The organism is Cupriavidus sp. 2TAF22, assembly GCF_052115045.1.
Taxonomy (GTDB): Bacteria; Pseudomonadota; Gammaproteobacteria; order Burkholderiales; family Burkholderiaceae; genus Cupriavidus.
Map to the genome: position 1 here is coordinate 168,757 of NZ_JBFRFX010000021.1, position 25,654 is coordinate 194,410.

Annotated in this window: 22 protein-coding genes; 10 read left to right on the plus strand and 12 right to left on the minus strand. The window is 67.8% G+C overall.

The features are described from left to right. The first annotated feature begins 13 nt into the window (after nucleotides 1–13). The 4 genes from cysD to AB4Z48_RS24365 all read left to right on the plus strand — a co-directional run bounded on the left by cysD (nucleotide 14) and on the right by AB4Z48_RS24365 (nucleotide 3,625). Complete coding sequence (gene cysD / locus AB4Z48_RS24350) at nucleotides 14–976, plus strand: sulfate adenylyltransferase subunit CysD (RefSeq protein ID WP_441618679.1); 963 nt, start codon at nucleotides 14–16, stop codon at nucleotides 974–976. A 137-nt stretch (nucleotides 977–1,113) separates the two neighbouring features. Beyond that, nucleotides 1,114–2,418, plus strand: a complete 1,305-nt coding sequence (locus AB4Z48_RS24355; protein WP_441618681.1) for a sulfate adenylyltransferase subunit 1 — start codon at nucleotides 1,114–1,116, stop codon at nucleotides 2,416–2,418. Between the two features lie 39 nt (nucleotides 2,419–2,457). Next, nucleotides 2,458–3,216: a uroporphyrinogen-III C-methyltransferase gene (cobA, locus tag AB4Z48_RS24360; RefSeq protein ID WP_441618683.1), complete on the plus strand. Its 759-nt coding sequence runs from the start codon at nucleotides 2,458–2,460 to the stop codon at nucleotides 3,214–3,216. 22 nt (nucleotides 3,217–3,238) lie between these two features. Then, a complete protein-coding gene (locus AB4Z48_RS24365) occupies nucleotides 3,239–3,625 on the plus strand; it encodes a hypothetical protein (RefSeq protein ID WP_441618685.1) in 387 nt (128 codons plus the stop codon). 748 nt (nucleotides 3,626–4,373) lie between these two features. Here the strand turns inward: AB4Z48_RS24365 and AB4Z48_RS24370 are convergent. The 6 genes from AB4Z48_RS24370 to AB4Z48_RS24395 all read right to left on the minus strand — a co-directional run bounded on the left by AB4Z48_RS24370 (nucleotide 4,374) and on the right by AB4Z48_RS24395 (nucleotide 11,751). After that, nucleotides 4,374–5,927, minus strand: coding sequence for a malonate--CoA ligase (locus AB4Z48_RS24370; RefSeq protein ID WP_441618728.1), 1,554 nt, complete (start codon nucleotides 5,925–5,927; stop codon nucleotides 4,374–4,376). Nucleotides 5,928–6,059: 132 nt separating this feature from the next. After that, nucleotides 6,060–6,842, minus strand: a complete 783-nt coding sequence (locus AB4Z48_RS24375) for an enoyl-CoA hydratase/isomerase family protein (RefSeq protein ID WP_441618687.1) — start codon at nucleotides 6,840–6,842, stop codon at nucleotides 6,060–6,062. Between the two features lie 28 nt (nucleotides 6,843–6,870). After that, on the minus strand, nucleotides 6,871–7,857 hold the full coding sequence (locus AB4Z48_RS24380) for a Bug family tripartite tricarboxylate transporter substrate binding protein (RefSeq protein WP_441618688.1): 987 nt from the start codon (nucleotides 7,855–7,857) through the stop codon (nucleotides 6,871–6,873). 114 nt (nucleotides 7,858–7,971) lie between these two features. Next, complete coding sequence (locus AB4Z48_RS24385; RefSeq protein ID WP_441618690.1) at nucleotides 7,972–9,462, minus strand: malonyl-CoA decarboxylase domain-containing protein; 1,491 nt, start codon at nucleotides 9,460–9,462, stop codon at nucleotides 7,972–7,974. Between the two features lie 29 nt (nucleotides 9,463–9,491). Beyond that, complete coding sequence (locus AB4Z48_RS24390; protein WP_441618692.1) at nucleotides 9,492–10,283, minus strand: GntR family transcriptional regulator; 792 nt, start codon at nucleotides 10,281–10,283, stop codon at nucleotides 9,492–9,494. A 295-nt stretch (nucleotides 10,284–10,578) separates the two neighbouring features. After that, complete coding sequence (locus AB4Z48_RS24395) at nucleotides 10,579–11,751, minus strand: CaiB/BaiF CoA transferase family protein (RefSeq protein WP_441618693.1); 1,173 nt, start codon at nucleotides 11,749–11,751, stop codon at nucleotides 10,579–10,581. A 176-nt stretch (nucleotides 11,752–11,927) separates the two neighbouring features. Here AB4Z48_RS24395 and AB4Z48_RS24400 point away from each other — a divergent pair, with 176 nt between their 5' ends. Together AB4Z48_RS24400 and AB4Z48_RS24405 are read left to right on the plus strand one after the other, a co-directional pair. Further along, nucleotides 11,928–12,914 (plus strand): LysR substrate-binding domain-containing protein, encoded by a 987-nt coding sequence (locus AB4Z48_RS24400; protein ID WP_441618695.1) that lies wholly within the window; start codon nucleotides 11,928–11,930, stop codon nucleotides 12,912–12,914. Nucleotides 12,915–13,079: 165 nt separating this feature from the next. Continuing rightward, on the plus strand, nucleotides 13,080–14,054 hold the full coding sequence (locus tag AB4Z48_RS24405) for a Bug family tripartite tricarboxylate transporter substrate binding protein (RefSeq protein ID WP_441618697.1): 975 nt from the start codon (nucleotides 13,080–13,082) through the stop codon (nucleotides 14,052–14,054). Nucleotides 14,055–14,081: 27 nt separating this feature from the next. On the opposite strand, the gene AB4Z48_RS24410 is transcribed toward AB4Z48_RS24405, so the two are convergent. The 3 genes from AB4Z48_RS24410 to AB4Z48_RS24420 form a co-directional block, all read right to left on the minus strand. Beyond that, entirely contained in the window at nucleotides 14,082–15,929 is a 1,848-nt protein-coding gene (locus AB4Z48_RS24410) for a cytochrome P450 (RefSeq protein WP_441618699.1), read from the minus strand. Nucleotides 15,930–16,202: 273 nt separating this feature from the next. Continuing rightward, complete coding sequence (gene lgt, locus AB4Z48_RS24415) at nucleotides 16,203–17,015, minus strand: prolipoprotein diacylglyceryl transferase (RefSeq protein WP_441618700.1); 813 nt, start codon at nucleotides 17,013–17,015, stop codon at nucleotides 16,203–16,205. 63 nt (nucleotides 17,016–17,078) lie between these two features. Then, nucleotides 17,079–18,053 carry a LysR family transcriptional regulator gene (locus tag AB4Z48_RS24420; RefSeq protein ID WP_441618702.1) on the minus strand — a complete coding sequence of 325 codons (975 nt, stop codon included), beginning with the start codon at nucleotides 18,051–18,053 and terminating at the stop codon, nucleotides 17,079–17,081. 164 nt (nucleotides 18,054–18,217) lie between these two features. On the opposite strand from AB4Z48_RS24420, the gene ilvD reads away from it, so the two are divergent. Beyond that, complete coding sequence (gene ilvD / locus AB4Z48_RS24425; protein WP_441618704.1) at nucleotides 18,218–19,891, plus strand: dihydroxy-acid dehydratase; 1,674 nt, start codon at nucleotides 18,218–18,220, stop codon at nucleotides 19,889–19,891. Between the two features lie 130 nt (nucleotides 19,892–20,021). On the opposite strand, the gene AB4Z48_RS24430 is transcribed toward ilvD, so the two are convergent. The 3 genes from AB4Z48_RS24430 to AB4Z48_RS24440 all read right to left on the minus strand — a co-directional run bounded on the left by AB4Z48_RS24430 (nucleotide 20,022) and on the right by AB4Z48_RS24440 (nucleotide 22,679). Next, a complete protein-coding gene (locus AB4Z48_RS24430) occupies nucleotides 20,022–20,615 on the minus strand; it encodes a hypothetical protein (RefSeq protein ID WP_441618706.1) in 594 nt (197 codons plus the stop codon). Beyond that, a complete protein-coding gene (locus tag AB4Z48_RS24435; protein WP_441618708.1) occupies nucleotides 20,612–21,055 on the minus strand; it encodes a DNA polymerase III subunit chi in 444 nt (147 codons plus the stop codon). Before AB4Z48_RS24435 ends, AB4Z48_RS24430 begins: the two co-directional genes overlap by 4 nt. Nucleotides 21,056–21,128: 73 nt before the next feature. Next, complete coding sequence (locus AB4Z48_RS24440) at nucleotides 21,129–22,679, minus strand: leucyl aminopeptidase (RefSeq protein ID WP_441618710.1); 1,551 nt, start codon at nucleotides 22,677–22,679, stop codon at nucleotides 21,129–21,131. Nucleotides 22,680–22,815: 136 nt separating this feature from the next. On the opposite strand from AB4Z48_RS24440, the gene lptF reads away from it, so the two are divergent. The 3 genes from lptF to AB4Z48_RS24455 are packed head-to-tail and all read left to right on the plus strand — an operon-like array spanning nucleotide 22,816 to nucleotide 25,487. Beyond that, nucleotides 22,816–23,937, plus strand: a complete 1,122-nt coding sequence (lptF, locus tag AB4Z48_RS24445; RefSeq protein WP_441618712.1) for an LPS export ABC transporter permease LptF — start codon at nucleotides 22,816–22,818, stop codon at nucleotides 23,935–23,937. Continuing rightward, the gene (gene lptG / locus AB4Z48_RS24450; protein ID WP_441618714.1) at nucleotides 23,934–25,088 is read left to right on the plus strand and encodes an LPS export ABC transporter permease LptG; all 1,155 of its coding nucleotides are present in this window, start codon (nucleotides 23,934–23,936) and stop codon (nucleotides 25,086–25,088) included. Before lptF ends, lptG begins: the two co-directional genes overlap by 4 nt. Nucleotides 25,089–25,097: 9 nt before the next feature. Continuing rightward, a complete protein-coding gene (locus AB4Z48_RS24455) occupies nucleotides 25,098–25,487 on the plus strand; it encodes a sirohydrochlorin chelatase (protein ID WP_441618716.1) in 390 nt (129 codons plus the stop codon). Nucleotides 25,488–25,654: the final 167 nt, after the last annotated feature.

Consider the following 25,654-nt stretch of genomic DNA (forward strand, 5'->3'; position numbering starts at 1 on the left):
GGCCAAGAACGACATGGGCATCATGAACGAACTGAAGGGCGCGCCGGACGTGGCCCACCTGCTGCAAGTGCAGAACGACCACCTCGACAAGCTCGAGGCGGAATCCATCTACATCATCCGCGAGGTGGTGGCCGAGTGCCGCAACCCGGCCCTGCTGTTCTCGGGCGGCAAGGACTCCATCGTCATGCTGCACCTGGCGCTCAAGGCCTTCCGCCTGGGCGACCGCAAGACCGAGCTGCCGTTCCCGCTGGTGCATATCGACACCGGCCACAACTACCCGGAAGTCATCAGCTTCCGCGACCAGCGCGTGGTCGAGCTCGGCGCGCGCCTGGTGGTGGGCCATGTGGAAGACTCCATCAAGCGCGGCACGGTGCGCCTGCGCAAGGAAACCGACTCGCGCAACGCGGCCCAGGCCGTGACGCTGCTGGAAACCATCGAGGCGCACAAGTATGACGCGCTGATGGGCGGCGCCCGCCGCGACGAAGAGAAGGCGCGCGCCAAGGAACGCATCTTCTCGTTCCGCGACGAGTTCGGCCAGTGGGACCCGAAGGCCCAGCGCCCCGAACTGTGGAGCCTGTACAACGCCCGCATGGCGGCCGGCGAACAGATGCGCGTGTTCCCCATCTCCAACTGGACCGAGCTGGACGTGTGGCAGTACATCGCCCGCGAAGAGCTGGCGCTGCCGCCGATCTACTACGCGCACGAGCGCGAAGTGGTGCGCAAGAACGGCCTGCTGGTGCCGGTCACGCCGATCACCCCGAAGCAGGCTGGCGACGTGAGCGAAGTGCTCTCCGTGCGCTTCCGCACCGTCGGCGACATCAGCTGCACCTGCCCGGTGGCCAGCGTGGCGGCCTCGCCGATCGAGATCATTGCCGAGACGGCGGTGACCGAGATCACCGAGCGCGGCGCCACCCGCATGGACGACCAGACGAGCGAAGCCTCGATGGAGCGCCGCAAGAAGGAAGGCTACTTCTGACACCGGACGCCTATGCGGGCACATCGCGTCGTAGCGCGGGTGCTCGTGTACCGATGTACACGTCGCCCCCGCGCGCCAAGCGCTGCCTCCCGCATCTGCGCCGGAGCGAGCGCCCCGGGGGAACAAAGGATCTGATTATGAGCACCCAAGCATCACACCAAGGCCTGCTGCGCTTCATCACCGCCGGTTCGGTCGACGATGGCAAGAGCACGCTGATCGGCCGCCTGCTGTACGACAGCAAGGCGGTATTGTCGGACCAGCTGACCGCGCTGACCCGCGCCAAGAACAAGCGCACCGCTGGCGAGCAGATCGATTTCTCGCTGCTGACCGACGGCCTCGAGGCCGAGCGTGAGCAGGGCATCACCATCGACGTGGCGTACCGCTACTTCTCCACCGCGCGCCGCAAGTTCATCATCGCGGATACGCCGGGGCACGAGCAGTACACCCGCAACATGGTGACCGGCGCGTCCACCGCGCATGCCGCCATCGTGCTGGTCGACGCCACCCGCGTGACCGTGAACGACGGCCGCGCCGAGCTGCTGGCCCAGACCAAGCGCCATTCGGCCATCCTCAAGCTGCTGGAGATCCAGCACGTGATCGTGGCCATCAACAAGATGGACCTGGTCGAGTTCAGCGAGCAGCGTTTCGACGAGATCCGCAACGCCTACACCGAGCTGGCTGGCCAGCTGGGCCTGAAGGACGTGCGCTACGTGCCGGTGTCGGCCCTGCGCGGCGACAATATCGTGCACGCCAGCCAGGCCATGCCGTGGTACGCGGGCGAGCCGCTGCTGCCGCTGCTCGAAGCGCTGCCGGTGGAAGAACCCGCGCCCGAAGGCGACGCCGCGCTGCGTTTCCCGGTGCAACTGGTGATCCGCCAGGATGGCGCCCAGGCCGACGATTTCCGCGGCTACGCGGGCCGTGTCGAGGCCGGCACCGTGCGCGTGGGCCAGAAGCTGCGTGTGCTGCCGGTCAACCGCGAAGCGGTGGTGGCCGAGGTGCTGACGCCCAATGGCGTGGCCGAATCGGCCAGTGTGGGCGAGACCGTCACGGTGCGCCTGACCGAAGACGTGGATGTATCACGCGGTGATATGTTCGTCGCCGCCACCGCGGACAGCGTATCGGCCAAGAAGCTGACCGCCGACCTGTGCTGGTTCGACGACGAATCGCTCAATCCGGCGCGCAAGTACGTGCTCAAGCACACCACGGCCAGCGTGTTCGCGCGCGTGTCGTCGGTGGACCGCGTGCTGGACGTGCACACGCTGTCGCACGAGACCGGCCGCCACGACATTCGCCTCAACGATATCGGCTCCGTGCAGCTCTCGCTGCAGAAGCCCATCGTCTGCGATGTCTACGGCGACAACCCAGCCACCGGCGCCTTCGTGCTGATCGACGAGGCGACCAACCACACCGTCGCCGCTGGCATGATCCGTGCATTCGCCTGAGGCGTATGCAACAAGCGAGCGAAGGCTAAGGAGCAAGGCATGGGCAAGGTCTACCTGATCGGCGCGGGTCCCGGCGCTGCGGACCTCATAACGGTGCGCGGTGCACGACTTTTGGGCGAAGCCCAGGTGGTGCTGCACGATGCGCTGGTGTCGCCCGAGATGCTGGCGTGGTGCCCGCAGGCCCAGCTTGTCGAAGTGGGCAAGCGCTGCGGCCAGCGTTCCACCGCGCAGTTGTTCATCAACCGCCAGATCGTCGACATGGCCGGCAAGCATGAGCGCGTGGTGCGCCTCAAGGGCGGCGACCCCATGCTGTTCGGCCGTGCCGACGAGGAACTGCAGGCGCTCGAAGCCGCCGGCATCGAGTACGAGATCGTGCCCGGCATCACCGCCGCGCTGGCGGCGGCCTCCGCCATCCGCAAGCCGCTGACCAAGCGTGGCGTGGCGCGCAGCGTCGCCTTCGCCACCCAGAGCAAGGCCGCCGATACGATCGACGTGGAAGCCGATGTGAAGGCCGATACGCTCGTGTATTACATGGGGCGCGACCAGGCGGCATCGATTGCCGCCCAATTGATCGCCCACGGCAAGCCGGCTTCGACGCCTGCCTGGGTGGTCGAGGCCGCAACGTCCGCACGCCAGCGTAGCCGTGAATTCACCCTGCGCCAGATGGCGGCGGGCGAAGCGGCGGCCTGGATCGACCCGGCACAGCCTAGTCTGTTGATGATCGGGGAAGCGCTGGGAGCGCGGCGGACCGAAGGATTGCCGGCTGAGGCTGTTGAAGGGATGACGCGGGCGGCATGAGGGGGATGGGTTATGTTTGAGTGTGAATCAACTTCAAAAGCTTGAATTTAACGTCAAAGTCGGCTTCGACGACAAAGTCAAAGTCAAAGTCAAAGACAGAGTCAACATCAAAGTCAAAGGCTTTCGCGCCCCCGGCGCGACCTACTTTCTTTTGTCCGAAAAGAAAGTAGGCCAAGAAAGCGGACTCCTGGCCGGAGGGGCAGAAGAATCCAGGGGTGACGGGATTTGCGGATTCGTGGTGGGCGTGTCGGTTCTGCTGGGATCTGCCGGTACCGGCGCTGACGGCCACTACACCGCGAAAGGTGCTGGATTCGTGGTGATGCCCCTGATCGCTGGCGCTCTGCCAGTTCGGGCATCTGCCGTTACCGGCTCGGGCGGCCACGGCATGGCACCGGCACTGGTTTCGTAGTGGGCGTGGTGGATCCGGCGCCGGTGCATTGGGTTTCGGTGTTGGGCGGCCACGATATGGCACCCTCGGTGCCTAATAGCGCCAGCTTCAGAAGTGAGCCGGCACATTTGCGTACCGGTCCACCGCGCCCACCACGAAAACACGAGGGTGCCATGTCGGGGCCGCCCGAGCCGGTAGCGGCAGCAGCTTGAATGGCCTGGGCCTGGGCCTCGGCCATCATGGAGCCGTAACGTGAAACGGCCACMTCCGGGWTGSCAYCGCGGCCAGCGCCGGTAGCGGGCCCAATGGCACCGGCTTGAGAAGTAACCCAGCACACCCGCGCCCCGGTCCACCGCGCCCACCACGAAAACACGAGGGTGCTACTCCGTGGCCGCCCAAGCCGGTAGCGGCAGCAGCTTGAACTACCTGGGCCTCGGCCACCATGGAGCCGTAACGTGAAACGGCCACCTTCGGGATGGCACCGCGGCCAGCGCCGGTAGCGCCAGCAGTCCAGCCGAAGCCACGAGACCCACCACGAAACCAGCCTCAGACGAGAAGTCTGAGCGCCCAGCCCTCTGCAAGAGTCGCTTTCTTTTGGTTACTTTTCTTTTCGAGAAAAGAAAAGTGACACTTACATGTGTGCGAACGGGCTACCAAGCCCGCGCCGCTAGGCCCACAGCCGCGAGCACACTCTCACGCCTCTGAATGGCCAATCGAGCCCAAGCCGCCAGGCCCACAGACGTCCGAGAACGAAGCCAAAAGCACCCCCTTAACCCCCCCCAAACTGCACCCGCAACAAATTCTTCTGCACCTTCCCCATCGTATTGCGCGGCAGTTCATCGACGAGGTGCACCCGCTTGGGCACCTTGAAATTCGCGATGCGTCCCTTGAGCGAGCCGATCAGGCTGGACTCATCCAGCGCCGAGCCGGGCTTGCCCACCACCACGGCCACCACGGCCTCGCCGAAATCCGCGTGCGGCACGCCGATCACGGCGCTCTCCGCCACGCCGGGCATTTCGTCGATGAAGCTCTCGATCTCCTTCGGGTAGACGTTGTAGCCGCCGGAGATGATGAGGTCCTTGCTGCGGCCGACGATGGTCAGGTAGTCCTCGGGCACCTTGCGCTCGCCGGCCTGGCCGGCGATGGCGCCGCCGAAGCGGCCCACGTCGCCGGTCTTGAACCAGCCGTCGGCGGTGAATTCTTCCCTGGTCTTCTCGGGCATGCGCCAGTAGCCCTTGAACACGTTCGGGCCGCGCACTTCCACATTGCCGATCTCGCCGGACGCGCAGGGCTTGCCCTCGCCGTCGAACACGCGCACCTCGACGCCAGGCAGCGGCTTGCCGACGGTGCCGCCGATGCGCTCGCCGCCATCCGCCTCGTACGGATTGGAGACCAGCATCACCGTCTCGCTCATGCCATAGCGCTCCAGGATGGTATGGCCGGTGCGCTCGCGGAAGGCATCGAAGGTTTCCATCAGCAGCGGCGCCGAGCCGGATACGAACAGGCGCATGCGGCGGCAGGTGTCGTCGTCGAAGCGCGGCTCCTGCAGCATGCGCACGTAGTACGTGGGCACGCCCATCATCACCGTCGAGCGCGGCAGGAATTTCAGCACCTGCGCCATGTCGAGCCTGGGCGCCCAGATCATCTTGGCGCCGGCCAGCAGCGCGCCGTGCGAGGCCACGAACAGGCCGTGCACGTGGAAGATCGGCAGCATGTGCAGCAGCACGTCGTCGCTGCGCCAGCCCCAGTATTCGTGCAGCGTCTTCGCGTTCGATGCGAGGTTGCCGTGCGTGAGCATGGCCCCCTTGCTGCGGCCCGTGGTGCCCGAGGTGTACAGGATGGCGGCGAGATCGTCGGCACCGCGCGCCACCGTGCCAAAGGTGTCCGGCTTGGCGGCGGCACGCGCCAGCAGCGAGCCCGAGCGGTCATCGTCCAGCGTGAACACATGCCTGGTGCCGTGGCGGAACGCAACCTTGGAAACCCAGCCGAAGTTGGCGCTGCTGCACACCACCACCGCCGGCTCGGCGTTGCCGATGAAGTAGTCGATCTCGGCTTCCTGGTAGGCGGTGTTGAGGGGCAGGTAGACATAGCCGGCGCGCAGCGTGGCGAGGTACAGGAACAGCGCCTCGGGCGATTTTTCCACTTGCACCGCCACGCGCGCACCCTCGGGCAGCTTGAGCGAGGTCAGCAGGTTGGCCAGCTTGGCGGTGGCGCGATCGAGATCGTCCCAGCTGTAGTAGAGGCCATCGTGGGTTTCGATGCAGCAGGCGCTGCGGTCCGCCGGGAAGCGGGATTCGAACAGGGCGAACAGGTTAGCGTTCATGTTGCGGAAGATGTAGAACGGGATCGTCAATAACATTGGCAATCGATAGCCGAGGGCCAGGGCCGATAGCTCGAAAGATCAATGAAGCAAGATGAATGGGGAAATCAACAGCCGGCCATGATAGAGCCGCGGCTAGTGCCCGGTAAAGCGCGGCGCGCGGCGGGCCAGGAAAGCGGCCACGCCTTCGGCGTGGTCGGCGCTGTCGCCATAGCGAAAGTGCGCTTCCAGCTCCTGCGGGCCCAGCGGCGCCGGGGCGGGCGCGAGGCGCCGGATGCTCTCCTTGTTGATGCGCGCGGCCAGCGGCGCGCCGGCGGCGATGCGCGCGGCCGTTGCCGTCACTTCCCCGGCCAGCGCGGCAGCCGGCACCACGCGCGTAAGCAAGCCTTTCTCGCGTGCCTCGGCGGCATCGAACACCCGCCCTTCGAGCAGGATCTCCAGGGTCGTCGCGCGGCCGGCCAGCGCCAGCAGGCCGGTCAGTTCGCCCGGCGCCATCGGAAAACCGAGCCGGTTGATGGGCACGCCGAAACGGCTGTCGTCGGCGGCGATGCGCAGGTCGCAGTGGCAGGCGATCTCCAGTCCGCCGCCCACGCAAACCCCTTCGATCATCGCCACCGTGGGATGGACGCAGCCCGCGATGGCGGCCAGCGCCGGCGCGATCACCTCCACGTGATAGCGGCGCAGCGCGGCGGCATCGCCGCGCTCCTGCGGAAACTCGGCAATGTCGGCGCCGGCGGCAAAGTTGCCGTGCGCGCCGCGCACCACCACGCAGCGCACCGAGTCGTCCGCCGACAGGCCCGCGAAACCCTGCGCCAGCGCGCGCCACATCGCTACCGAGATCGCATTGAGCTTGCCTGCGTTCGCCAGCGTGACGGTGGCGACATCGCCGTCGCGCGTGAACTCCACCGTGCCGCTCATGCCCGTGCTCCAGCCATCGCCGTCCCCATCAGTCGATCTTGGCGCCGGACTGCTGCACCACCTGGGCCCAGCGCTTGATCTCGGCGCGCTGGAACTGGGCAAACTGTTCCTGCGTGTAGGCCGGCGTATCGGAGCCGTTGGCCAGCCAGATCTGCTTCATCTCGGGCGTGTTGAGCGCCTTCTCCACTTCGGCGTAGAGCCTGTCGACGATGTCCTTCGGCGTACCCTTGGGCACCCAGATCGCGTACCAGGTGGAGACATCGTAGTTGGGCACGCCGGCTTCGGCGGCGGTCGGCACGTTGGGGAAGGCGGCCGAGCGCTTGTTCGATGCGACCGCCAGCGCCTTGATGCGGCCGGCGCGGATATGCTGGGCCGACGAGCCCAGGCCGTCGAACACCRGGTCGACCTGGCCGGCGATCAGGTCCGACAAGGCCGGGCCCGCTCCCTTGTAGGGAATATGCGTGATGAAGGTCTTGGTCTGCAGCTTGAACAGCTCGCCCGCCAGGTGGTGGGAGGAGCCGTTGCCGGCCGAGCCGTAGTTGAGCTTGCCGGGATTCTTCTTGGCGTCGGCGATCAGTTCGCCCAGCGTGTTGGCCGAGACCTTGGTCGGGTTCACCACCACCACCTGCGGCGGCTGCGCGATCACCGTGACGGGAATGAAGTCCTTCTCGATGTCGTAGTCGAGCTTCTTGTAGAAGGACGGCGCGATCGCATGATGGGCGCCGCCGATGAAGACCGTGTAGCCGTCCGGCGCGGCCTTCGCCGCGATGCTCGCGCCCACCGTGCCGCCGGCGCCGCCCCGGTTGTCGATCACGAACTGCTTGCCCAGCTGCTTGGAGAGCTGCGCGGTCAGCGGGCGGGCGAAGGCATCGGTGCCGCCGCCGGCCGGGAAAGGCACGATCACGGTGATCGGCTTGGACGGCCAGGTATCGGCCTGCGCCGCGGACGCGGCCACGCCAAGGCTCGCGCCCAGTGCGCAGGCCAGCCCTGCCAGTTGGAACTGACGACGATTCATTGCTCTGTCTCCTCTCTCTTCTGCTGCGGAAAGTCAAACGATAGAACTGCGAAAAACTGCGGGGAAGTGCTGGATGGCCCGACGAAGAAAACCTTGTTCACGACCTGACCAGGGTCACAACAGCTTGCCGACGGATCTGCTGATGCGCGGGTTGCCATTGCCAAGGCGAGCTAGATTGTCGTCGAGCGCCTCGGGCACGTAAAGGTAATTCACCATCATGCCGCACGACTGCGCGCGGCCCTTGCGCGAGAGGTCGGCGGCCCAGTTCAGGCGCTCCACGCAGGCGCCGTTGCCAAGGTGGAAGCGCGCCACGGGATCTGCCGGCAATGCCTGGTGGCGCTCGCGCACCAGGAAATGCGCGGCCAGCGCCAGCGCGGTATCGCGCTGCACCGCATCCTCCCTGGCGTGCTTGCCATCCACGGACTGCGCGGCGTCGGCGTCCGCTCCGGGCGCCAGCGCCGCCAGCCAGCCGGCGCCGTCCGCCGGCGGCTCGCCGTGGCGCTCGCGCCAGCGCGCCAGGCGTTTGTCGCCCAGCACCTTGGCCACCGCCGCGCCGTCGCGCTTGCGCAGCCAGTCGGCAAAGCCGGGAATCGGCGACAAGGTGGCAAACTGCTTGAGCTTGGGAAACTCGCGCTGCAGTTCCTCGATCACGCGCTTGAGCAGGAAGTTGCCGAAGCTCACGCCGCACAGCCCCGCCTGCGTATTGGAGATCGAATAGAAGATGGCCCATTTCACGCGGCGCAGGTCTTCCACCGGCGCGGCTTCGTCAAGCAGCGCATGCACGTTGGCCGCCATCTCGGGCACGAAGGCCACCTCGACGAAGATCAGCGGCTCGCGCGGAATGCGCGGGTGGAAGAAGGCGTAGCAGCGGCGGTCGGAATCGAGCCGGTTGCGCAGGTCGGCCCACGAGGAGATCTCGTGCACCGCCTCGTAGCGGATCAGTTTCTCCAGCAGCGAGGCCGGCGAGTCCCAGGTGATCGGCTGCAACTCCAGCAGCCCCACGTCGAACCAGTTGGAGAACAATGCCTCGAGATCGTCGTCGAGCGGGCGCAGGCCCGGCATGCGCTTGTGCCAGCGCAGCATGTCGGCGCGCAGGCCGATCAGGAAATGCAGCCCGCACACGCTGGCGTCCTGCTGCTGCCCGTGCAAGGCGGCCAGCCGCTTGAAGAAGCGGATGCGCGCATTGGACAGCGCCTGCGACAAGCCCGACGCGGCGCCGGCATTGCCGCCGGCCTCGCCGGCCTCGCTGCCGCTGGCGGCCACTTCGGCCAGCACGCCGAGCATGGCCTGCCGCGCCTCGTCGCCCGCCGCCTCGTACTCCGCGCGCCACGACTGCGCGGCGGCATTGGCGGCGCCATCGGTCAGGCGCGCGTCGAAGCACTGGCGCAGCTGCTCGCGCTGCCGGCGCAGCACGCGCGCCGGCAGCGCCGCCGGGGTGGCACCGGTCCTGGCGTCGGCCCTGGCGCCTGGCTTGGCGTTGCCCGCGGTATCGCGATCGCCCTTGCGGCCCCACCAGCGGCCGAAGCGCGACAACAGGGTTTCGCCCGAAGGCTCGGGACCGGCAAGAGGCGCACTGACTTTCTGTTCGCTGCTGAGGGCATCCATGGCGTACCTGCTATCGAACTGTCAAATGGTCAGACTTCGGGGGATCGGGCGATGGCAGGCTTGCCCGGCACCGCATCGGCGATGCCGGCCGCATCCTTGCCGGCAAGGCGCAAGCCGCCGCGACGCGACGCGCCGGCCGCGGCCGGTTCGGCCGGCGCGGTGCCGGCCTGCTGCTCCGCCACGTCGAGCGCCCTGAGCGCGCCGCGCTGGCGCAGCAGATGGGTCTTCATCAGCGCCTCCGCGCCCTCGGAGTCGTGCGCCTTGAGCGCCGAGAACACCGACAGGTGCTCGGCGCAGGACTCGCGGATGCGGCCAGGCAGCTTCAGGCTCTTGTGGCGCGACAGCCGCAGCACCTTGCGCAAGTCGCTGATCAGGCCGGACAGCCAGCGGTTGCCCGCCAGCCTCTGGATCGCTTCGTGGATCTGGTAGTTGGTTTCGTAGTAGGCGTCGATATTGCCGGCCTGCGCGTATTGCGCCAGCTCGGCGTGGAGACTTTCGAGCGCCTCCAGGTCGGCGGCGCCGGCATTGCGTGCGGCCTCGAAGGCGCAGCGCCCTTCCAGCAGCGCCATCAGCGGGAAGATTTCGTCGAGATCCTGCTCGGACAGCGCATTGACGAAGCAGCCGCGGCGTGGTTCCAGCCGCACCAGGCCCTCGGCCGCCAGCACCTTGAGCGCTTCGCGCATCGGCGTGCGCGAGATCCCCATCGATTCGGCCACGCTGGCCTCGTCGATCCACGCGCCGGGCATCAGCGCATGCTCGTCGATCATGGTGCGCAGGCGCTCCGCGACTTCGAGATACAGGGCCTGCTGGATGATGCGCATGAAACGCTCCGGCGGGAAAAGGGCGATGGCATCGGGGTCACGGCAACGCCATGCGTGGCGGGGCTCAGCCGTCCCAATAATTCATAATTATGAATAATAGGGGCGTGAAGACAACAAAAATCGATGTTGCATAGCCGCATGCAGGATAGGCTTCGTCAGCGGAGGGATCGACGGCCGGGCGCCGGCCCCTCGGCCGCGGGTGCCACCGCGCACTCGAAATCGACGAAGACCGCATCCAGGCCCGGACCGGCCGCGCGGCCGATGCGCGCCGGCCCCTCGCCGGCAGCGGGCGCGCTCAGACCGCGCCCGCGCCCTGCAGCGCCTGCACCTGGCCGGGGGTCCAGCCCAGTTCAGCCAGCACGGCGGCGGTGTGCTCGCCAACCGCCGGCACCGGGTCCATGCGTGCATCCTGCGTGCCGGGCGGCAGCAGCGCGGGCACCGGGCCCGCGGGCGTGGCGACCTGGCGCCAGCGCTGGCGCGCCGCAAGCTGCGGATGCGCCCAGACATCGGCCATGGTGTTGACCCGCGCATTGGCGATGCCGGCCGCATCGAGGCGCGCCGTGACCTGCTCGGCGCTCAGCGCGGCGAAGGCCTGTATGATGCGCGCGCGCAGCGCGGCACGGTTCGCGCTGCGCCGGGTGTTGTCGGCATAGTCGGCATGCGTGGCGAGCGCGGGATCCTCCAGCACGCGCTGGCAGAACGTACTCCATTCGCGCTCGTTCTGCAGGCCCAGCATCACGGTCTTGCCGTCGCCGGTGGGGAACGGGCCATAGGGATAGATGGTGGCATGCGCGGCACCGGCGCGCGCAGGCGGCTCGGCGCCATCGAACGCGTAGTAGAGCGGAAAGCCCATCCACTCCACGGTGGATTCCAGCATCGAGATATCGATGCGCTTGCCGCGACCGGTCTGGCCGCGCTCGATCAGCGCCGCCAGGATATTGCTGTAGGCATACATGCCGGCCGCGATATCGGCCACCGAGGCGCCGGCCTTGGCGCCTTCCTCCGGCGTGCCGGTCACCGAGACAAAGCCCGATTCGCTCTGCACCAGCAGGTCGTATGCCTTCTTGTCGCGGTAGGGGCCGTCGGCGCCATAGCCCGAGATATCGCAGACGATCAGGCGCGGGAAGCGCGCGCTCAGCGCCTGGTAGTCGAGCCCGAGCCGCGCCGCCGCGCCCGGCGCCAGGTTTTGCACCAGCACGTCGGCGCGCGCCAGCAGTGCATCCAGCACCGGCGCGGCGAGCGCATGCTTGACGTCCAGCGTCACGCTTTCCTTGGAGCGGTTGGTCCACACGAAATGCGAGGACAATCCGCGCACGCGGCCATCGTAGGCGCGCGCGAAATCGCCCGTGCCGGGGCGCTCGATCTTGATCACGCGCGCGCCGAGGTCGGCCAGCTGGCGGGTGCAGAATGGCGCGGCGATCGCCTGCTCCAGGGAAACAACGGTGATGCCTTGCAGCGGTTGGGACATGGCTGGATGCGTGGGTGCGCTGGTACGTGGATGAATGCCGGCGCGCGAACATGCGAACCCGGCCGGCCAGCCCACAATCTAGCCTTGGCTGCGCCCCTTGGGAAATAGGGAATGCCGAGGCGGCCATAAGTGGAATGAATACCTCACACCCGTAACGCAGAAGCAAGGGACACCCGATGGATATCCGCTCCATGCGCTACTTCGTAGCCATCGTCGACCATGGCAGCCTGACCCGCGCGGCCGAAGTGGCGTGCGTGGCGCAGCCCGCGCTGAGCCAGCAACTGGCCGCGCTCGAGGCAGAGTACGGCGTGCCGCTGGTGCACCGCGGCCCCAAGGGCGTCAAGCCCACCGAAGCCGGCAAGACCCTGTACCGGCACGCGCGCACCATCCTCAAGCAGGTGGAGAGCGCCGGGGCCGACGTGCGGGCTGCGGGCGCCGAAGTCACCGGCGCGGTCGCCATCGGCCTGCCTACCACCGCCGCCGCGGCCTTTGGCATGCCGCTGATCAGGGCGGTGCGGGCGCGCTATCCGCAGGTGCGCCTGCAACTGTTCGAAAGCATGAGCGGCTACATCTCGGAGCTGCTCAACAACAACCGGCTCGACTTCGCCATCCTGTTCCGCGACACCGCCTCCCGCGCGGTCGAGCCGGAGATGCTGGCGAGCGAAGCGCTGTACCTGGTCGGTACCCCGCCCGGGCCCGCCGGACCGGTGCAAGGCGCCGCCGGCAGCGGCCGCCGTCCGGCACGCACGCGCCGCGACACCATCGCGCTCAGACAACTGGCCGGCGTGCCGCTGGTCCTGCCGAGCGGCTCGCAGGGCTTGCGCGAGGTGATCGAACGCAGCTTCGCGCAGGCAGGCCTCGCGCTGAACGTGGTGGCCGATCTGGATTCCCTGCCCTTCCTGCTGGCCTGCGCGCGCGAAGGGCTGGCCTGCACCATCCTGCCGGCCTCGGCGGTGGACCCCGGCGACGCCGCCATGCCCACGCGCCTGATCGTGCCCGAACTGCGCCGCACGCTGTCGCTGTGCTGGCCGCGCGCGCTGCCGCGCACGCGCGCGGCGCAAGCCGTGGCGGAGATCCTGCGCGAGATCGTCGACGCGCGCATCGCCCAGGGCGGCTCGCTCAAGCTCGCGCCGGGCACCTTTGAGCCAGGCGTGCCGGAATAAATAAAACTTATGGCGGTAGTCGGCGATTGAATTTCCCCGGCACATTCCCCTGATGTAGAGTCGTTGCCAGCAAAGGCAAGGCGCAGCCGTCAGCCCTGCGAAGCGAAAAGCAGAACGCAGAAGGCAGAGGCAGGCGCGCCGCCATCACAACAATGAGGAGACACCATGCAACGCACCCGCCATGTCCTGGCCGGCATCGCCGCGGCGATTTCGCTGTTCGCCGGCACTGCCGCGCAAGCCGAGGGCTACCCTGCCAAACCCATCCAGATGATCGTGCCCCAGGCCCCGGGCGGCACCAACGACATCGTCGCGCGCCTGGTCGCGGCCGACCTGTCGCAGCGCCTGGGCCAGCAGGTGGTGGTGGAAAACCGCCCCGGCGCGGGCGGCAATATCGGTACGCAGGCGGCCGCGCGCTCGGCGCCGGACGGCTACACCCTGCTGATGACCATCAGCAGCACCCAGGCCATCAATCCCTCGTTGTACCGGCAGGTGCCGTTCGACCCGGTGCGCGATTTCGAGCCGATCTCGCCGGTGGCGAGCGTGCCCAATGTGCTGGTGGCCAATCCCGCCTTCCCCGCCAGGACCCTGCCCGAGCTGATCAGCATGGCCAAGGCCAAGCCCGACTTCTACCGCTATGCCTCGGCCGGCAACGGCACGCTCAACCACCTGCTGGGCGAGATGCTCAACAGCATGGCCGGCATCAAGCTGGAGCACGTGCCCTACAAGGGCGTGGCGCCCGCGCTCAACGACGTGCTCGGCAACCAGGTGCCGCTGGCCTTCGCCAGCCTGCCCTCGGTGCTGGCGCATATCAAGGCCGGCAAGGTGCGCGCGCTCGGCGTCAGTTCGGCCAGGCGCTCGCCGTTCGCGCCGGACATTCCGGCCATCGGCGAGACCGTGCCGGGCTATAGCGGCGACCTCTGGGTCGGCCTGTTCGCGGTCAAGGGCACGCCCAGGGAAGTCACGCAGAAGCTCGCGCAGACCATGCAGGCCGCGCTGGCCGACAAGACCCTGCGCGACAAGCTGGCGGCGCAAGGCGCCGAAGTGCTCTCCGGCACGCCGCAGCAGTTCGCCGCCATGCTCAAGGCCGACCTCGACAAATGGGCGGTGATCGTGAAGAAGTCCGGGGCCCAGGTGGACTGAGCCCCGGCAGCCACGCTGCCGGTCCGGCTAGCGCGCGGACAGCACCACCCGCAGCGCCGTCGGCATCATCGTAAAGACAAAGGCCTCTCCCACCGGCCCAGATCCGGGCGCATGCCTGACGTCAAAGCGCTGGCAGACCATGGAGATGGCCGCCTTGGCCTCCAGCAAGGCGAGGTTGCGCCCCGGACACAAGCGCGGTCCCGAGCCGAACGGCACGAAGCCGCTGCGATGCCGGGCCGCGGCCGCCGTGCCTTGCAGCCAGCGCTCTGGCCGGAACTCGCGGGCGGCGGGGAAATTGCGCTCCTGCAGCACGCCCGGACGGTTCAGCAGCACCAGCAGCGTTCCGCGCGGCACGCGCACGCCGCCGATCTCCACGTCTTCGTTGGGTTCGAGAAAGAAGAACGGCGCCACCGGCTTGAGCCGCAACGATTCGTGCGCGACCGCCTCCACGTACACGAGCCTGGCGGCATCGCCCATGTCTTGCAGGATGTCGGCCTGCCCCAGCACTGCCGCCACTTCCTCCTGCATCCTGCGCTGGACGTCCGCATGGCAGCACATGAAATGCATCATCCAGGCCACCGTGTTGGCGGTCGTATCCTCGCCCGCCACCAGGATCGTGAAGATATTCGCGAACAGCTCCTCGTCATCCAGTGGCGCCTGTCCCGCGGCCTGGGCCACCAGCATCGCTTCCAGGAAGTTGGACGGGCGTCCGGCCAGTTCGGGCGCCTGCGCCAGGCGCTGGCGGGCCGCGGCCACGAACTCGCCGATGGTCTGGCGGATCTCGGCCCTTGCCCGGTCGAAGGCGCGGTCGGCCGGCAGGCGGAGATAGTGCCAGTACGGAAATGGCGCATTGATGCGCCGGTTCACCATCGGCAGGATCTGCTCGAGATGCCGCTGGATGACCTCGCCTTCGCGCTCCAGCGTATTCATGTCGTAGCCGAAGGCCAGTGCGGTCGTCACATCCACCGTGTACAGCATCAGGTCCTGCTGCACGTCGACCGCGCGCCCCTGCGCAGCGGCGGATTCCCAGCGCCGCTGCAGCCTGCGCGTGACCTTGGCCAGCATGGGGAAGAAATCGCGCAGCCGGTGCGCATCGAGCGCCTGCGCCACCGGCCGGCGCTGCCTGCGCCACGCTTCGCCCTCGGCGGCGAACACGCCGAGCGCGCCCATCTCGGAGGCCACCGCCTCGAGCGCGCCGAGGCGACGATAGGTCGCGGGCCTGTCGCGCAGGATCTTGTCGATCCATGCCCCCTCGGCGATCACCAGAGCCGGGCGGTTCATCAGGCGGATGCGGTAAAGCGGGCCAAACTCGTCGCACCACCGCTCGAACACCAGGTGCATCCGCCGCTGCGCCCACAGCAGCTGCAGCGTGCTGCCCAGCAAGGGCAGGCCCTTCGGCCCGGGAAGCGCCGAGAGCGGCCGCGGGCCAGCGCCTGGCGCCGCGGATGGCGGCGCCACCTGCCGGTCAGCCTGCCCGTCCGCCTCCCTGTCTGCCTCCCTGTCTGCCTCCCGGCATTGCCAGGCAAGAACCTCGTCGCGGTCCACGCTGACCCCGCCGTCCTCGACGAAGGCGGCGAACCGCTTCAGGCAGACCCCGGGCTGGTCCACGGCATTTCCCGAGGCGCAGTCGAAGCGCCAGCCGTGCCCGCGGCAGGTCAGCACGCCGTTGTCGATGACGCCCTCGGCCAGCAGCGTGCCCCGGTGCGGGCAGTGCCCCTGGTAGACCGCCGCGCCGCCGCCATGTCCGATCACGACCAGATCCACGCCGTCCACCCGGGCGGGCAGCACGGCATCGTCCCGCAGGTCCGCCGTGGCAGCAAGGCGCACCCGCTTCGCAGACGCCGCCGGTGCCGCCGCCTCACGCGCCATTTCCATCGCTGTCTCCCCTGGCCCCGCCTCGGGCCGGACGGCGTGCGCCGCTGGCCGGGGTGTGGCAGACGGCGCGCCTGAAGGCAAGCATATACACCGCCGGCGGCCCCGCCCAGGGGCCGTTGGCGCGCAAGCCGGAGCCGCCCTGTCGACATCGCGCGGCCATCACATCCGCGCCGTCCACGCCGTCGCAAGCGACGGCTCTTGCCTGGACGAACATGGGGGAGCCCCATGAAAAAAGCGGGCCGAAGCCCGCTTTCTCCAGTCCGCGGCCGGCGCTTACCGCACCTGGGCCCGCGCCGCATCGCCCCGGCGATTGGCCCACACCAGTATCCCCACGCCCGCCAGGATCATCGGCAGGCTGAGCCACTGCCCCATCGAGAAATTCAGCGCCAGCAGGCCGAGGAAGTTGTCCGGCTCGCGCGCGAACTCGGCCAGGAAGCGGAAACCGCCGTAGCCGATCAGGAACACGCCCGAGACCGCGCCCATCGGGCGGGGCTTCCTGGCGAACAGCCACAGGATGATGAACAGCGCCACGCCTTCGCCGGCGAACTGGTACAGCTGCGACGGATGGCGCAGGATGTTGTCGCCGGCCTGCGGGAAGACCATGCCCCACGGCAGGTCGGTGGGCCGGCCCCACAGCTCGCCGTTGATGAAGTTGCCGATGCGCCCGGCCGCCAGGCCGCACGGGATCATCGGCGCGATGAAGTCGGTCACTTCCATCCAGTGCCGGCCGCGCAGCCTGGCGAACAGCCACATCGCCACGATCACGCCGAGAAAGCCGCCGTGGAAGGCCATGCCGCCTTCCCATACCTTGAGGACTTCGAGCGGGTGCGCGAGGTAGTAGTCGGCCTTGTAGAACAGCACGTAGCCCAGCCGCCCGCCCAGGATCACGCCCAGCACGCCGAAGAACAGCATGTCGTCGAGGTCCTTGACGGTCCAGCCTTGCGCGGCGATATGCGGCTGGCGGATGCGCAGGCGGCCGAACCACAGGAACATGATGAAGCCGGCCAGGTACATCAGCCCGTACCAGCGGATGGCGAGCGGACCGAGGTGAATGGCGACCGGGTCGAATTGCGGGTGAATCAGCATGTTTGCCGTGAATTAGGGTTGTAGGTTCGCGCCGCGCACGCGCGGCGCGTGGCCGCGCCAGGATCAGGCGGCGGCCGCGTCCGGCTTTATGCCAGCCTTTTGCGTCACAGTCATGGCAGACGCGAGCGCGCCGGCGATCTCGATGAAGGAGCTCAGCACCGGGCTCACGCTGCCGGCGCCGGCCTCGCGCCAGACCAGCCCGGTCTCGATATCCGGCCCGGCGTCGCGCAACGGCAGGTAGGACACACCGGTGCGGCGAAGGTTGCACAGCGAAGCCGGCACCAGCGCCACCCCCATGCCGGCGGATACCAGGCTGACGATGGTCTGCATCTGGATGGCCTCCTGGGCAATCACCGGCGTCAGGCCTTCGCGCGCATAGCAGCCCGTAATGATGTCATAAAACGCCGGCGCGCTTCTGCGCGGGAAGATGATGAGCGGCTCGCCAGCCGCCTCGCGCAGCGAGATGCCCTGCCCCGCGTCCCTGCCGTCGTGGGCCGCGCCCTGCGCTCGCCAGCCCTGCGGCACGGCCATCACCAGCGGCTCGCGCACCAGTGGCAGGTAGGACACGCCGTGCGGCATGGCCGGCAATTGCGGGCGGATCACCAGGCCGGCGTCGATGGCGCCTTCCATCAGCGCCTCGAGCTGGATATCGCTGGTGGCTTCGCGCAATTGCAACTGCACATTGGGATGGCGCGCGCGGAAGCGCCGCAGCAGGTCCGGCAGGATGCCGTAGTCGGCGGTGCTGACAAAGGCCAGCGAGAGCGTGCCCGCCTCGCCGCGCGCCAGGCGCTGGGCCAGCCCGGGCAGCGCGGCGGCATCGGCCAGCACGCGGCGCACCTCGGGCAGCCATTGCTGGCCCGCGGGGGTGAGCGCCACCGAGCGGCGCGTGCGCAGGAACAGTTGCACGCCGATCTCCTCTTCCAGCGCCTGGATCTGCTGGGACAGCGGCGGCTGGGTCATGGCCAGGCGCCGCGCGGCGCGGCCGAAATGCAACTCTTCCGCCACCGTGACGAAGTACCGCAACTGGCGCAGGTCCAATTGGTCTCCTGATATGTTTTTCGACTCAATAGAGGTTGAATAATATATTTGACACGATAAAACGCAAGCGGCATGCTGTCGCCCACAACATGGCAGGCGCCTGCCCGGCGCTCAGTCAGCTGAGCGGCCCCCGCAGGCCGGCACCCCATCCCCCGGAGATTCCCATGGCATACAACAAACGCTCGCAAAACATCACGCAAGGCGTGGCGCGCTCCCCCAACCGCTCGATGTACTACGCGCTCGGCTACCAGAAGGAAGACTTCGACAAGCCGATGGTGGGCATCGCCAACGGCCACTCGACCATCACGCCGTGCAACTCGGGCCTGCAGCGCCTGGCCGACGCGGCCGTGGCCGCCATCAAGGCCTCCGACGCCAACCCGCAGATCTTCGGCACCCCGACCATCTCCGACGGCATGTCGATGGGCACCGAAGGCATGAAGTACTCGCTGATCTCGCGCGAAGTCATCGCCGACTGCATCGAGACCGCGACGCAGGGCCAGTGGATGGACGGCGTGGTCGTGATCGGCGGCTGCGACAAGAACATGCCGGGCGGCATGATCGCGCTGGCGCGCACCAATGTGCCGGGCATCTATGTCTACGGCGGCACCATCAAGCCGGGCAACTGGAAGGGCAAGGACCTGACCATCGTGTCCTCGTTCGAGGCCGTGGGCGAATTCACCGCCGGCCGCATGAGCGTGGAAGACTTCGAGGGTGTGGAGAAGAACGCCTGCCCGTCGTCCGGTTCGTGCGGCGGCATGTACACCGCCAACACCATGAGCTCCTCGTTCGAGGCGCTGGGCATGTCGCTGCTGTACTCGTCGACCATGGCCAACCCCGACCAGGAAAAGGTCGACAGCGCCGCCGAATCGGCTCGCGTGCTGGTCGAGGCCATCAAGAAGGACATCAAGCCGCGCGACATCATCACGCGCAAGTCGATCGAGAACGCGGTCTCGCTGATCATGGCCACCGGCGGCTCGACCAACGCCGTGCTGCACTACCTGGCGATCGCCCACTCGGCGGAAGTCGAATGGACCATCGACGACTTCGAGCGCATCCGCCGCAAGGTGCCGGTGATCTGCAACCTGAAGCCGTCGGGCCAGTATGTGGCCACTGATCTGCACAAGGCCGGCGGCATCCCGCAGGTCATGAAGATCCTGCTCAAGGCCGGCCTGCTGCACGGCGACTGCCTGACCATCACCGGCCGCACGCTGGCCGAGGAACTGGAAAACGTGTCCGACACCCCGCGTGCCGACCAGGACGTGATCCTGCCGATCGAAAAGGCGCTCTACAAGGAAGGCCACCTCGCCATCCTGAAGGGCAACCTGGCCGAGGAAGGCGCGGTCGCCAAGATCACCGGCCTGAAGAACCCGGTCATCACCGGCCCGGCCCGTGTGTTCGAAGACGAGCAGAGCGCCATGGACGCCATCCTGGCCGACAAGATCAACGCCGGCGACATCCTGGTGCTGCGCTACCTGGGCCCCAAGGGCGGCCCCGGCATGCCCGAGATGCTGGCCCCCACCTCCGCCATCATCGGCAAGGGCCTGGGCGAATCGGTCGGCTTCATCACCGACGGCCGCTTCTCCGGCGGCACCTGGGGCATGGTGGTCGGCCACGTCGCGCCGGAAGCGCACGTGGGCGGCAATATCGCCCTGGTGCAGGAAGGCGACTCGGTCACCATCGACGCGCACAAGCTGCTGCTGCAGCTCAACGTGAGCGACGAAGAACTGGCCAAGCGCCGCGCCAGCTGGAAGCAGCCGGCACCGCGCTACACGCGTGGCGTGCTGGCGAAGTTCGCCAAGCTGGCGTCGACGGCAAGCAAGGGCGCGGTGACGGACTGAGTCCGCGCAGACTGCCCCAGGCCTGAAGAAAAAAGCCCGCGAGAGATCGCGGGCTTTTTTTCGACTTCCGTTTGTTCTGCTCCCCCTGAGTCGGGAGAGTGTAAAACGTCGGGCAATCCGTCGCCCGCGCTCAGACCCCGCCCGGATCCCGTTCGATCTCTTCCAGCGTGGCGTCCAGCCATTCCACCAGCCGCGCCTCCAGCGCCTGCGTCAGCTCGGCGGCCAGCTGCGCGGTCAGCGGGGCCAGCCGCGATTGCAGCGTGGCTTCGGTGTGCGCCTCCACCACCTGCGGCCACTCGGTGCGAAAGCGCATCATCACGCGGGTCAGCAGTTCGCTGCGCACCGCGCGCAGTTCCTCGTCGCTCGGCGGCGCCGGCACGGCAGCATGGCCTGCCGCCGGCGGCAAGCCATGCCAGGCGGAATACGCACCCTCGAGCGCCGACGGGCTGGGCTGGCCCAGCAACGGCACTTCGGGTGCGGGCGTGGCCGCACCGGCTTCGCGCGGCACCACCACATGGGTGGCCGGGCCGGGCCAGGATGGTTCGTGGTCAATATGCGGCTGGGTCGCGCGATCGGCGACGGGGTGCGCGGGCACAGCTTGCGCGGTTTCGGCAGCAGCCTGCCGGGATGCATCGGCGGGAAGGTCGATGACCTCCGTGAGCAGGGGAATGCTGTCGTTGGGCCCGATGCGCGGGATCACGCGCGAGGTGGTGCGTTCGGTCATGCTGCCTCTCCCTTGCCCTGGCTGGCCTGCGCGATATCGTGGTGCGCCAGCGGATAGCCGCGCTCGCGATAGAGGCGGAAGCGCTCGCGCCCGGCGTCGCGGTCGGCGGCTTCGCTGCCCACCACTTCGATCATGCGCTCGAAACTGGCGAACTGCGCGGGCGGCTGCGTATCGAGGTTGATCAGCAACTGGTGGTGCGGCGCCTGGTCCAGCGTGGCGGCCAGCACGATCGGCGTCATCGCGGCTTGCGGGTGATCGACGCCGCAGTGCGGCAGGAAATCCAGCGCGGAGAATGTCCACAGGAGCGCATCGAGCTGCGCCAGCTGCTCCGGCGCGCCATGCACCACCAGCTTCTGGCCGGCGCCGTAGGCCTTGCGGATCAGGCGGCAGGCGTAGCCGAGCTTGTCGGGCACGTTGCTGTGGAAATCGATGCGCGTCATGGTCAAGGGCAATCCTCTTAATGCGGGAGGGGCGGCACGGTCCGGCGCCCGCAGGCACCGGACCGTGCCCGCCTCAGCCTGCGCGGTCCATCAGGAACTGCGCCAGCAGGGGCACCGGACGGCCGGTCGCGCCCTTGGCCGCGCCGCTCTTCCATGCCGTGCCGGCGATGTCCAGGTGGGCCCAGTCGTACTTCTCGGTATAGCGCGCCAGGAAGCAGGCCGCGGTCACGCTGCCGGCCGGGCGGCCGCCGATATTGGCCATGTCGGCGAAGTTGGACTTGAGCTGGTCCTGGTAGTCGTCGTCCAGCGGCATGCGCCAGGCGGTGTCCATGGCCTTGCGGCCCGCCTGCAGCAGCTGGTCGGCCAGGCCGTCGTTGCGCGCGTACAGGCCGCTGTTGACGTGGCCCAGCGCGATGATGCAGGCGCCGGTCAGCGTGGCCACGTCGATCACCGCCGCGGGCTTGAAGCGCTCCACGTAGGTCAGCGCGTCGCACAGGACCAGGCGGCCTTCGGCGTCGGTGTTGAGGATCTCGATGGTCTGGCCGGACATGCTGGTGACCACGTCGCCCGGCTTGGTGGCGTTGCCCGCGGGCATGTTCTCGCAAGTGGGCACCACGGCGATCACGTTCAGCTTGAGGCCCATCTCGGCCACCGCCTGCAGGGTGCCCAGCACGGAAGCCGCGCCGCACATGTCGTACTTCATTTCGTCCATGCCCTCGCCGGGCTTGAGCGAGATGCCGCCGGTATCGAAGGTGATGCCCTTGCCCACCAGCACCACCGGCGCCTGCTTGGCCGAGGCGCCGTCGTAGCGCAGCACGATGAACTGGGGCGGCTCGACCGCGCCCTTGGTCACGGCCAGGAAGGCGCCCATCTTGAGCGCTTCGATCTGCTTGCGGCCCAGCACTTCCACCTTGAGCTTGTGGCGCTTGGCGATGCCGCGCGCGGTGTTGGCCAGGTAGGTGGGCGTGCAGATATTGGAAGGCAGGTTGCCGAGGTCCTTGGTCAGCTCCATGCCGCTGGCGATGGCAGCGCCGCGCACCACAGCCTGGGCCGCTGCCTTGGCGTCGGCCGCATCCACGGTCAGCACCACCTTGCGCAGGCCGGTGGCCTTGTCCTTGCCATTGGCGGCGGCGCCGGCGCGCTTGAGCCCGGGATGGCGCTCCAGCAGGCGGTAGCCCGCCTCGCGGATCAGCGTGACGGTGGTGATCAGGCGCCAGGACAGGTTGGCGGCGTTGCCGGCCTGCTGGGGCGCCTGCTGCTGGGCCAGGCACCACAGCACATTGGACGCACGCGTGCCGGACAAGGCACGCAGCGCGGTGCGCACGGCCTCGGCGAAGGCCTTGTCGTTGAACTCGCCCTCCTTGCCCAGGCCCACCAACAGCACGCGGGCCGCGCCCACGCCGGCCACCTCGTGCAGCATCAGCTGCGTAGCGCGCTTGCCCTCGAAATCGCCGAGCTTGACGAGCCGCGACACCAAGCCCTTGGTGGCCACGTCGAGCGCCTTTGCCACACCGGCCAGGCTCTGTCCTTCAAACAGGCCCACCACGAGGCAATCGGTCTTGGTCGCCAGGAAACCATTTTGGCCAGCTTTGCTCCAATCCAAGGCTTTTGTGCTAAATTCCATCGCGCTTCCTTCCAGGGGCTCGTCCAAAGAAAGCTCCTATTATCCGCGATTTGCCGCCGCCGGTCCGCTATGCTGACTAGCAAGCCCACCGGCGCACCATCGCCCGCGCCGGCCGGCAGCCCGGAACCGACAACGCATGATCTTTCAACAAGCCTTGCGTCGCGAGCTCGCCTACACCGCCGGGGCGGTGTTCCTGGTCATGCTGACCTTCATGCTGACCTCGCTCGTGATCCGCATCCTTGGCATGGCCGCCAATGGCCAGGCCAGCCCGAACGACGTCCTGATGCTGATCGGCCTGGCCACCATCGGCTACCTGTCGATCCTGCTCTCCGCCACGCTGTTCATCTCCACCCTGATCGTGCTCACGCGCTGGTACAAGGATTCGGAGATGGTGGTGTGGTTCTCGGCCGGCATCTCGCTGCGCGACCTGGTCAAGCCCGTGCTGCAGTTCGCCGCGCCGTTCATCGTCATGTCGCTGCTGCTGGGCATGTTCGCGTGGCCGTGGGCCAACCAGCAGAGCGCCCTGTTCCGCGACCGCTTCGAGCAGCGCGGCGTGCTGTCCATGATCGCCGCCGGGCGCTTCATCGAGCCGGCCAAGGGCAACTACGTGCTGTTCATCGAAAGCATCGACGCCGACATGAGCCACGCGCGCAATGTCTTCGTGGCCAGCGCCGAAGCCGGCAAGATCGGCGTGTCGCTGGCCCACCAGGGCCAGTTCCGCACCATGCCCAACGGTGACCGCCTGGTCGTGATGGAAAACGGCCGCCGCTATACCGGCACCCCCGGCAAGCTCGATTACCGCATCGTCGAATTCGACCAGTACGCGGTCAAGGTGGACAACAAACCACCCGAGTCCGACGCCAGCCTGCCCACCAAGAGCCGCGACACCATCGACCTGCTGCGCAACCGCACCAATGAGAACCTGGGCGAATTGCTGTGGCGCATGTCGCTGCCGCTGCTGGCCTTCAACTTCGTGCTGATCGCCATTCCCCTGGCCTACGTCAACCCGCGCCTGGGCCGCTACACGCCGCTGGTGTTCGCGGTGCTGATCTACCTGACCTACAGCAACCTGATCAATCTCTCGCAATCCTGGGTGCGCTCCGGCTCCATCCCCTTCGCCATGGCCTGGTGGCCGTTCCACCTGATCGCCCTGCTGGGCGCGGTGATGCTGTTCCGTTATCGCCAGAACATCAGCCTGGGCGGCTGGCGCGCCGTGCTGGGGCTGCCGCGCAAGGCCGCCAAGGGTGGCCAGGCATGAGGGTATTGCGCGTCTACGAGCGGTATTTCGGCCGCCTGATCTACGGCGTCTTCTCCTTCATCCTGTTCGCCGTGCTGGCGCTGTTCGTGTTCTTCGACATGCTCAGCGAACTGGAAAGCGTGGCCGGGCGCTACACCTCGCTGGTGGCATTTTTCCACGTCATCCTGCAGGCGCCCACGCGCATCTACGAGGTGCTGCCGATCGCGGTGCTGATCAGCGCGATCTACGTGTTCTCGCAGCTGGCCAGCCAGTCCGAGTACACCATCTTCCGCGTGGCCGGCCTCAACACGCGGCAGGCGCTGTTCTCGCTGTTCAAGCTGGCGGTGCCGCTGGCCATCGTCACCTTCATCTTCGGCGAGTTCATCGGCCCCAAGGCCGAGCAGTACGCGCAGAAGGTCAAGCTCGAGGCGCTCGGCGCCACGGTGTCGTCCGGCTTCCGCTCCGGCGTGTGGGTCAAGGACCGCGACCGCGACGCCGGYAAAGGCCACGAGGTCACCCGCTTCGTCAACGTGGCCGGCCTGCGTCCCGACCAGAGCATCACCGGCGTCACCATCTACGAGTTCGACGACCAGTACCGTCTCGGCGTGATCCGCGTGGCCAAGGAAGGCCGCTACCAGGGCAGCCAGTCCTGGCAGCTCAGCGACGTCACCGAGACGCACTTCCTGGAGCTGCCGCGCGGCGAGCCCGGCAAGGCCGATGCCCTGGCCCCGGTCTTCCGCGGCGAGCAGAAGAGCGTGGCTAGCATGACCATGCGCTCGGAACTGACGCCGCAGATCCTGTCGGTGCTGCTGGTCGAGCCGGAGCGCATGTCCACGCTGGACCTGTTCCGCTATATCCGCCACCTGCGCGACAACAAGCAGGACACCCAGCGCTACGAGATCGCCTTCTGGAAGAAGGTGATCTACCCGCTCACGCTGTTCGTCATGGTGGCGCTGGCCCTGCCCTTCGCCTACCTGCACGCGCGGGCCGGCGCGGTGGGCGTGAAGGTGTTCGGCGGCATCATGCTGGGGCTGTCCTTCCACCTGTCCAACACGCTGTTCTCGCACGTGGGCCTGCTCCATACCTGGCCGCCGATCGTCTCGGCGCTGATTCCCGGCACGCTGTACCTGCTGGTGGCGCTTGGCGCTTTGCGCTGGGTGGACCGGCACTAGGCCGCACTCATGAACGCCCCTGCCACTCCCGCCAAGGCACTGGTCCTGTTCGGCCACGGCGCGCGCGACGCGCGCTGGCGCGAGCCGTTCGACCGGTTGCACGCCAAGCTGGCGGCGGCCTTGCCCGACAGCACGGTGCGCCTGGCCTTCCTGGAGCTGATGGCGCCGTCCCTGCCTGACACGCTGGCCGAACTGGCCAACGGCGGCATTGCGGACATCACGGTGGTGCCGGTGTTCTTCGGCCAGGGCGGCCATCTGCGGCGGGATCTGCCGGCATTGCTGGACGATTGCCGGCAGAAGCATCCGGGGGTCGCGATACGCTGCGCGGCTGCCGTGGGTGAGGCGGAGAGTGTGTTGGATGCGATTGTTGGGTATTGCGTGGGGGCGGCGGGGGAGTAAGTTGTGTTGTGTGCTCGCGGCTGTGGGCCTAGCGGCGCGGGCTTGGTAGCCCGTTCGCGCACATGTAAGTGTCACTTTTCTTTTCTCGAAAAGAAAAGTAACCAAAAGAAAGCGATTCTTGCAGAAGGCTGGGCGCTCAGACTTCTCGTCTGAGGCTGGTTTCGTGG

Bases quoted from the DNA above. Each gene is read 5' to 3' on its own strand.
- cysD (WP_441618679.1), top strand. From the start codon at position 14: ATGGGCATCATGAACGAACTGAAGGGCGCGCCGGACGTGGCCCACCTG.
- AB4Z48_RS24355 (WP_441618681.1), top strand. From the start codon at position 1,114: ATGAGCACCCAAGCATCACACCAAGGCCTGCTGCGCTTCATCACCGCC.
- cobA (WP_441618683.1), top strand. From the start codon at position 2,458: ATGGGCAAGGTCTACCTGATCGGCGCGGGTCCCGGCGCTGCGGACCTC.
- AB4Z48_RS24370 (WP_441618728.1), bottom strand. From the start codon at position 5,927: ATGAACGCTAACCTGTTCGCCCTGTTCGAATCCCGCTTCCCGGCGGAC.
- AB4Z48_RS24375 (WP_441618687.1), bottom strand. From the start codon at position 6,842: ATGAGCGGCACGGTGGAGTTCACGCGCGACGGCGATGTCGCCACCGTC.
- AB4Z48_RS24385 (WP_441618690.1), bottom strand. From the start codon at position 9,462: ATGGATGCCCTCAGCAGCGAACAGAAAGTCAGTGCGCCTCTTGCCGGT.
- AB4Z48_RS24390 (WP_441618692.1), bottom strand. From the start codon at position 10,283: ATGCGCATCATCCAGCAGGCCCTGTATCTCGAAGTCGCGGAGCGCCTG.
- AB4Z48_RS24395 (WP_441618693.1), bottom strand. From the start codon at position 11,751: ATGTCCCAACCGCTGCAAGGCATCACCGTTGTTTCCCTGGAGCAGGCG.
- AB4Z48_RS24400 (WP_441618695.1), top strand. From the start codon at position 11,928: ATGGATATCCGCTCCATGCGCTACTTCGTAGCCATCGTCGACCATGGC.
- AB4Z48_RS24405 (WP_441618697.1), top strand. From the start codon at position 13,080: ATGCAACGCACCCGCCATGTCCTGGCCGGCATCGCCGCGGCGATTTCG.
- AB4Z48_RS24410 (WP_441618699.1), bottom strand. From the start codon at position 15,929: ATGGAAATGGCGCGTGAGGCGGCGGCACCGGCGGCGTCTGCGAAGCGG.
- lgt (WP_441618700.1), bottom strand. From the start codon at position 17,015: ATGCTGATTCACCCGCAATTCGACCCGGTCGCCATTCACCTCGGTCCG.
- ilvD (WP_441618704.1), top strand. From the start codon at position 18,218: ATGGCATACAACAAACGCTCGCAAAACATCACGCAAGGCGTGGCGCGC.
- AB4Z48_RS24430 (WP_441618706.1), bottom strand. From the start codon at position 20,615: ATGACCGAACGCACCACCTCGCGCGTGATCCCGCGCATCGGGCCCAAC.
- AB4Z48_RS24435 (WP_441618708.1), bottom strand. From the start codon at position 21,055: ATGACGCGCATCGATTTCCACAGCAACGTGCCCGACAAGCTCGGCTAC.
- AB4Z48_RS24440 (WP_441618710.1), bottom strand. From the start codon at position 22,679: ATGGAATTTAGCACAAAAGCCTTGGATTGGAGCAAAGCTGGCCAAAAT.
- lptF (WP_441618712.1), top strand. From the start codon at position 22,816: ATGATCTTTCAACAAGCCTTGCGTCGCGAGCTCGCCTACACCGCCGGG.
- AB4Z48_RS24455 (WP_441618716.1), top strand. From the start codon at position 25,098: ATGAACGCCCCTGCCACTCCCGCCAAGGCACTGGTCCTGTTCGGCCAC.